At 64.7% G+C, this 6751-nt stretch carries 7 protein-coding genes; 2 read left to right on the top strand and 5 right to left on the bottom strand.

Annotation, left to right across the window (positions count from 1 at the left end; genetic code table 11):
* Positions 1 to 183: 183 nt before the first annotated feature.
* From ACTJKX_RS25735 to ACTJKX_RS25720, 4 genes are read right to left on the bottom strand one after another with little or no spacing between them, the layout of a single operon-like run.
* Entirely contained in the window at positions 184 to 558 is a 375-nt protein-coding gene (locus ACTJKX_RS25735) for an IS630 transposase-related protein (protein ID WP_440726361.1), read from the bottom strand.
* Positions 559 to 581: 23 nt separating this feature from the next.
* Positions 582 to 1445 carry an ABC transporter substrate-binding protein gene (locus ACTJKX_RS25730; RefSeq protein ID WP_440726980.1) on the bottom strand — a complete coding sequence of 288 codons (864 nt, stop codon included), beginning with the start codon at positions 1443 to 1445 and terminating at the stop codon, positions 582 to 584.
* Between the two features lie 50 nt (positions 1446 to 1495).
* Positions 1496 to 2479, bottom strand: coding sequence for an ATP-binding cassette domain-containing protein (locus tag ACTJKX_RS25725; protein WP_394312230.1), 984 nt, complete (start codon positions 2477 to 2479; stop codon positions 1496 to 1498).
* Complete coding sequence (locus ACTJKX_RS25720) at positions 2476 to 3471, bottom strand: ABC transporter ATP-binding protein (protein ID WP_394312229.1); 996 nt, start codon at positions 3469 to 3471, stop codon at positions 2476 to 2478. Before ACTJKX_RS25720 ends, ACTJKX_RS25725 begins: the two co-directional genes overlap by 4 nt.
* A 646-nt stretch (positions 3472 to 4117) precedes the next feature.
* Between ACTJKX_RS25720 and ACTJKX_RS25715 the strand changes: the two genes are divergently transcribed.
* Positions 4118 to 4909 carry an aspartate/glutamate racemase family protein gene (locus ACTJKX_RS25715; protein ID WP_149249866.1) on the top strand — a complete coding sequence of 264 codons (792 nt, stop codon included), beginning with the start codon at positions 4118 to 4120 and terminating at the stop codon, positions 4907 to 4909.
* Here ACTJKX_RS25715 and ACTJKX_RS25710 read toward each other — a convergent pair.
* A complete protein-coding gene (locus ACTJKX_RS25710) occupies positions 4856 to 5581 on the bottom strand; it encodes a GntR family transcriptional regulator (protein WP_440726979.1) in 726 nt (241 codons plus the stop codon). The two genes, ACTJKX_RS25715 and ACTJKX_RS25710, sit on opposite strands and share 54 nt — an antisense overlap.
* 157 nt (positions 5582 to 5738) lie before the next feature.
* Between ACTJKX_RS25710 and ACTJKX_RS25705 the strand changes: the two genes are divergently transcribed.
* Complete coding sequence (locus tag ACTJKX_RS25705) at positions 5739 to 6728, top strand: ABC transporter ATP-binding protein (RefSeq protein ID WP_440726984.1); 990 nt, start codon at positions 5739 to 5741, stop codon at positions 6726 to 6728.
* Positions 6729 to 6751: the final 23 nt, after the last annotated feature.

Raw genomic sequence — 6751 nt, 5'->3', positions numbered from 1 at the left:
GTCTGGGTCCCCCATTTGCCAAAGGGGGCACGGGCCTTGAGCCGGCGACCGCGAGGGGCGCGGCCACGCAGGCGGGTCATTTTGGTGTTGAGGCTCGTCTCGTCGATAAAGACCAGGCGGCCTGGCTGGCGGCGCATCCGGGGCTGACGCTTCTGGATCCAGACACGACGCTTCTCGGCCACGTCAGCGCGTGCGCACTCCGACGCCATCAGCTGTTTTTTTATACGTGAACCCGGCCCGGCACAAAAGGCGCGACAGGGAAGCGGTATGAGCAACAATCCCGCTCGCCTGCTGGAGACGCTCGGCAAGCTCCGGCATGGTTATGTCCGGCGTCTCCTCCACTGCAGCGATGAGGAAGTCCAGATGATCCGACAGCGGCCCTTTGCCCGCCGGCCGCCCCATCTTCGAAGCCTTGACTTGCCCGCTCCGTTCCACTCGTGAAGCCCAGCGGATCGCCGAACTGGCACTCACGGCAAAACGCCGCCCCGCCGCTCGGCGCGACTGCCCTTGGCTAATCGCATCGGTCACTCGAACGCGTAAGTCGTCAGAATGGGCCATGATCCACCTCCTAACACGGTGAATCACGAATCCACCCAAAAGGGAATCCCTCGACTCAAACTTCCCGCACGACGCTCTAGCGCCAGTTCACGCGTGGCGACTTCGGGAATGCCGCGCAGGATGATCTGGTCGGCCTTGGGCTTGCGCGTCGGATCCCAGTAATTGTCGTTGCGGGCGATCACCAGCTTCTCGCCCACCACCCTTTCCACGAATTTGAAGGGGCCGGTGCCGATCGGGTGCTGCTCGATCTTGTCGTTGCCATAGGTCTCGACCGCGGTGGGGCTGATCATGCGCGGCGCGCCGGAACCGCCGGCGGCCATGCGGCGCAGGAATTCGGCATTGGGCTGCTTGAGATTGATCTTGAAGGTATAGTCGTCGACCACCTCATAGCCGGCGAGGTCCTGCCACATCCAGCCCATCAGGCCAGGGGAGACGGGCTGGAAATATTTGAAATTCTTGTCCGTCATGCGGTCGAGATTGAACTTCGCCGCCTGGGCGTTCCAGGGCGTGCCGTCGTGGAACTGGACGCCCTTGCGCAGGTGGAAAGTATAGCTCTTGCCGTCGGGCGAGACGTCCCAGCTCTCGGCCAGGGCCGGCACGATCTTGGGCGCGACGTCGGGACCCTTGGTAAGGTCCTCCTCGACGAAGGTCTCGAACAGATGGCGCACGACCTTGAAGGTGTTCCAGGTGCGCGAGGCATGCGGGTCGAGGCGGCTGAAATCCGATTCCACCGCGAAGGTGATGGTATTGCCGGCCGCGAACGCCTGCGACGTGCCGAAGACCGCAAGACCGCCGGCGACCAGTGCCGCCGCCGTCACGCCGGCGCGCAGCAGGCCCTTCCAGGATCTGTGCGGCCTCGTTCGTTCGTTGCGATGCTTTGTCGTCATGATGGTTCCCCTCGTGATTTTTGATTGTCGTTGGGATGGTGTCTGGACGTTCAGGGCCCGCTATGGCGGAAACAGGCGACCCTCCTTTCGCCGGTGAGAGCCGTCAGTGCCGGTGCCGATCGGGTGCAGGGCTCGAAGCGTTCGGCGCAGTTGCCTGCATAGATGCAGCCCGATCCCGTGAGCCCGGCCGTGCCTTCCAGATCCTCGGCCCGCTCGGCCGCCTGTTCCCAGCGCGAGTCCTTGCGCAGATGCAGCACGGTGCCGAGGAAGTCGCGGGTGAAGGGATGCAGCGGCTCGGCATAGACCTGCTGGCTGCCGCCCTCTTCGAGCACGCAGCCGCGATACATCACCATGGTGCGGTCGCAGAACTGTTTGACGATCTTCAAATCGTGGGAAACGAACAGGAAGGTGAGATCGAGCTTCTTTCTCAGCTCCGCCAGGAGGTTGAGGATCTGGGCCTGGATCGAGACGTCGAGGGCCGAGACCGGCTCGTCCAGGAACAGGAATTCCGGCTCGAGCGCCAAGGCGCGGGCGATGGCGATGCGCTGGCACTGGCCCCCGCTATATTCGTGCGGATAGCGATAGGACTGGCGTGGATCGAGGCCGACGAGTTCGAGCAGTTCGTCGACGCGCCGGTTGGCGGCCGCGGTCGCGACGCCGAAATTGAGCAGGGGCCGGGCGATGTTCTCAGCCACCGTGCGCCGCGGATTGAGCGATTGCAGCGGATCCTGGAAGACGATCTGCAGGCGGCGGCGATATTGCCGCATCTGCTCGCGCGAGAGGGTGCGCAGGTCGGTGCCGCCATAGCGCACTTCGCCGCTGTCGGGCTCGATGAGACGCAGGATGATGCGCCCGAGCGTCGACTTGCCCGATCCCGAGCCGCCGACGCAGCCCAGGATCTCGCCCCTGGCGATGGTCAGGCTGACATCGTTGACCGCCTTGGTGCTGGCGGCGGGCCGACGGAACAGGCCGCCCTTGCTGACGCTGAAGGTCTTGTTGACGGAGCGCACCTCGATCAGGGCAGGGCGGGTCATTGCGGCCCTCCCGCAGCGGCGAGATGGCAGCGCACCATCCGGCCTGGGCCGGCCGCACGCCACTCAGGCAGCTTCTGGTGGCACAGTCCGATCGCCTGGTCGCAGCGCGGCGCGAAGCGGCATCCGGGCGGCGGCGCCAGCAAATTGGGCGGCTCGCCCTTGATGAAGGTCATGGTGTCGGCCGGGGCATCCGGATCGGGAATGGATCGGATCAGGGCCTTGGTATAGGGATGCAGCGGCTCGGCCAGGAGCTCGTCGATCTCGCCGGCCTCCTGGACATGGCCGCCATACATCACCAGTACTCGGGTGGCGATGGCGCGGACCACGCCGATATCATGGGTGATGATGACGATCGGCAGGCCGGTTTCGCGGCTGCGCTTCTTCAGGAGCAGCAGGATCTTGGCCTGGACCCCGACATCGAGGGCGGTGGTCGGCTCGTCGGCGATGAGGAGTTCGGGCTTGCAGGCCAGCACCATGGCCAGGCCGATGCGCTGGCACATGCCGCCGCTGAGCTGGTGGGGATAGCTTGCCAGCACGCGCGGAATGTCGGGAAAGCCGACTTCCTGCAATGCCTTGGTCGCGGCGGCGCGGGCGCCCTTGCGGCCGAGGGCCGGATCGTGGCGCAGCAATGTCTCGGTGAGCTGGGATTCGATGGTGAAGGAGGGATCGAGCGAGGCGCGCGGGTTCTGGAAGATCATGCCGATGGTCTTGCCGCGAACCGTCTCCATCGCCGTCTCGTCGAGGCTGAGAAGGTCGCGTCCGCCGATCTCGATCGAGCCGCCGAGATAGCGCCCGGGCGGCGAGGTGATCAGCCGGATCAGCGAGAGGGCCGTCACGGTCTTGCCCGAGCCGGATTCGCCGATGATCGCCAGGATCTCGTTGCGATGGAGATCGAAATCGACGCCATCGACCGCCACCACCATGCCTGCCGGCGTAGCAAACCCGGTCTTGAGATTGCGCACCCTGAGGACGGGGTGGTTATCGCCATCCATCGACATCTCCCTTGCAGGCGGTTCTGTCGGATACGATTCAAAGCCTCACATGTATACAATTATGTGTCAACAATGAAATTCAATCTATGGATGTATTGCATCCGAAGGGCCGAGCGCGCCGAATTCACGGACTTTCGCGCCGCTGGCTAGGAGGCGGGAATCCTCCCCGGACTTTGGGGAAGGAACGATTGTGCTCCTTAGGACATTCGCAACAATAGGTGCCTTGTTTGATAGGTGATACCGCCCCTCACCCTTACCCTCTCCCCGTAAGAACGGGGCGAGGGGGCGCAAGCGCTGCGATTGATTCTCAGTTCGGTCATCTCGCTCCACGATTGGGCGAGATGCGATGCTCCCAGACCAAAGTACCCGCTCGAAGTCCCCCTCGCCCCGTTCTTACGGGGAGAGGGTAAGGGTGAGGGGCAGCACAATGCGGAAAGAAGCGTTTTATTCTTGAACGTTCCCTTCCCACCAAGTGGGGATCCCTGATCCGATCCGGCGCCAGAGGCCCGACCGTTCGGACTCATGCGCCGGACGGCGTGGGACTGTCGATGCGCATCAACGCCATTGACGCTCGTTGGAAATCACATAAAGATACAATATCGTATACAATACTAAGAACAAGATATTCCGCCGCCTGAGGAAGCCCATGCGCATCAAGCTGATCAATCCCAACACCACGGCATCGATGACCGAGGCGATGCGTGTCAGTGCCTGCGCCGTGGCTGCGCCCGGCACCGAGATCGTCGCCGCGACCTCGCGCTCGGGGGCGGCTTCGATCGAGGGCCATTTCGATGAAGCCATGAGCGTCATCGGCCTGGTCGACGAAATCCGCGACGGGCCGCCGGCCGATGCCTATGTCATCGCCTGCTTCGGCGATCCCGGCCTGCTGGCGGCGCGCGAGATCACCGACGCTCCGGTGATCGGCATCGCCGAGGCGGCCATGCATGCGGCCGCCTTCGTGGCCACCGGCTTTTCGGTAGTCACCACGCTGGAGCGCACCCGCATCATCGCCGAGCACCTGGTGCGCAATTACGGCATGCAGCATCATTGCCGGCGCGTGCGGGCCACCGAACTGCCTGTGCTCGAACTCGAACAGCCGGGCACGCGGGCGCGCGACGTCATCCTGGCTGAATGCCTCAGGGCGCTGGAGGAGGACAAGGCCGGGGCGATCGTGCTCGGCTGCGCCGGCATGGCGGGCCTGGCCGACTATCTCGAGGACAGGTTGCAGATCCCGGTGATCGACGGCGTCTGCGCGGCGGTCAAATTCGCCGAAGCCCTGGTCGGCATGGGCCTCAAGACCTCCAAGCATGGTGATCTCGCCTACCCGCTTGCCAAGCCCTATGCCGGCAAGCTGGCCGCCTATGCGCCCGCCGGCTGGCGGGGGTCAGCCCAGCGGCCGGAAGAGCGATTTGAAGTCGATGCGGGCCGGAACGTCTGACAGGTCGACCTGGGCTTCGACATGGCGCAGATGGTGCTCCATGTTGCGGGCGGCATCCTCGCCATCGCGCTTGGCCAGTGCATCGACGATGCGCTTGTGCTCGTCATAGGCGCAGGGAACCGCGCCAGGGGATTCATAGAGCGCGATCACCAGCGAGGAGCGCGAGACGAGCTCATGCACGAAATCCTTGAGAACGTCATTGCCGGCCAGGGAGGCGAGTTCGCGATGAAAGTCTCCCGAAAGCTGCAGCCGCCGGCGCTTGTCGCCCTGTTCCTGGGCCCGGGCCTCGGCTTCCACCGCGGCCCGCAGCCCGGTGATCTCCGCATCGGTAATGGTCGCGGCCAGACGGCGGATCAGGATGCACTCGATTTCGCGCCGGGCTTCGAAAACCTGCCGGGCTTCCTCGACCGAGGGCCGGGCGACGATCGCCCCCTTGTTGGGGATGAGCTCGACCAGCTTTTCGTGGGAGAGCTGCTGCAGGACCTTGCGGATCAGCGTGCGGCTGACGCCGAAGGCAGTGGCCAGGGCATCCTCCTGAAGCGGCGTGGCCGGGCGAAGCTGGTGGTTGATGATGGCCGAATAGATCTCCGAATGGATCCGTTCGTCCGCCCGTCCGCGACGCTTGGGGGCGACAGGCGCTTGCTTCGTTTGAGGCCCGGACGATGGGGGCATGATGCGACCTTGCAATTTGACTCAGCGGAGGAAACCAAGTGTATTCTACATTGTATATTGCCAAGTTGAAAACAACCCCTGTCACGGTGGCCGCAACCAGGCGGTGGCACCCCGATTGTGAGGCGGCATGACCAGCGCACACGGTGAAACAGGCGGGATGACGACCTCGCCATCGGCCGTACTGGAGGTCCGGGATCTGCGTATCGAGTTCCCGACACGCACCGGCACGCTGGTCGCCATCGACAATGTCTCCTTCGACATCGGCCAGGGCGAGATCCTCGGTGTGGTCGGCGAGTCGGGTGCAGGAAAGTCGATGACCGGCAGCGCGCTGATCGGGCTCCTACAGGCGCCGGGCCGCATTGCTGCCGGCAGCATCCGCCTGAGCGGAGAGCGCATCGACAACCTGCCTCCACATCGCCAGCGCCTGATCCGTGGCCGACGGATCGGAGCAATCTTCCAGGATCCCCTGACCAGCCTCGATCCGCTGTTCACCGTCGGCCGGCAATTGACCGAGACCATCCGCGCGCATTTTCCCGAGCTGGATCGCGAGGAAGCGCGCCAGCGGGCAATTCGTCTTCTCACCGAAGTCGGCATCGCCGACCCGGTCAATCGCTTCGCGCAATATCCGCATCAATTCTCCGGCGGCATGCGCCAGCGCATCGTCATCGCCCTGGCGCTGGCCGGTGAGCCCGAGTTGATCATCGCCGACGAGCCGACGACGGCCCTCGACGTCTCCATCCAGGCCCAGATCCTGGCCCTTCTCAAGCGCCTGGCGCGGGAGAAGAACACCGCCATCATGCTGGTCACCCACGACATGGGGGTCATCGCCGAGATCGCCGACCGGGTGGCGGTGATGTATGCAGGCCGCGTGGTCGAGATCGGCCCGGTGGAGGCGGTGGTGCACCGGCCCAACCATCCGTATGCGGCCGGCCTGATGGCCTCGATCCCCTCCCTGGGCCGCCAGGTCGAACGTCTGGCCCAGATCGACGGGGCGATGCCGCGCCTGGGCAATTGGCCCAAGGGCTGTGCCTTCCACCCGCGCTGCCGGCAAAGCGGTCCGCGCTGCGAGGCCGAGAGTCCCCGGCTCGCCGTTGCAGGCGCCACCGCGGCGGCCTGTTTCTTGCATCAAGGCGGTACAACGCTCTGACGATCGCGCGGGAGCGGCAACTC

Origin of the sequence: Labrys sp. 22185 (assembly GCF_052045555.1) — a bacterium.
Taxonomy (GTDB): Bacteria; Pseudomonadota; Alphaproteobacteria; order Rhizobiales; family Labraceae; genus Labrys; species Labrys neptuniae.
The sequence above is the reverse complement of the archived record's forward strand: the minus strand, read 5'-3'. Positions and strand labels throughout refer to the sequence as shown.

Excerpts from the sequence above, each read along its gene's own strand:
- ACTJKX_RS25735 (WP_440726361.1), bottom strand. The coding sequence starts at position 558 with ATGGCCCATTCTGACGACTTACGCGTTCGAGTGACCGATGCGATTAGC.
- ACTJKX_RS25710 (WP_440726979.1), bottom strand. The coding sequence starts at position 5,581 with ATGCCCCCATCGTCCGGGCCTCAAACGAAGCAAGCGCCTGTCGCCCCC.
- ACTJKX_RS25720 (WP_394312229.1), bottom strand. The coding sequence starts at position 3,471 with ATGGATGGCGATAACCACCCCGTCCTCAGGGTGCGCAATCTCAAGACC.
- ACTJKX_RS25715 (WP_149249866.1), top strand. The coding sequence starts at position 4,118 with ATGCGCATCAAGCTGATCAATCCCAACACCACGGCATCGATGACCGAG.
- ACTJKX_RS25725 (WP_394312230.1), bottom strand. The coding sequence starts at position 2,479 with ATGACCCGCCCTGCCCTGATCGAGGTGCGCTCCGTCAACAAGACCTTC.
- ACTJKX_RS25730 (WP_440726980.1), bottom strand. The coding sequence starts at position 1,445 with ATGACGACAAAGCATCGCAACGAACGAACGAGGCCGCACAGATCCTGG.
- ACTJKX_RS25705 (WP_440726984.1), top strand. The coding sequence starts at position 5,739 with ATGACGACCTCGCCATCGGCCGTACTGGAGGTCCGGGATCTGCGTATC.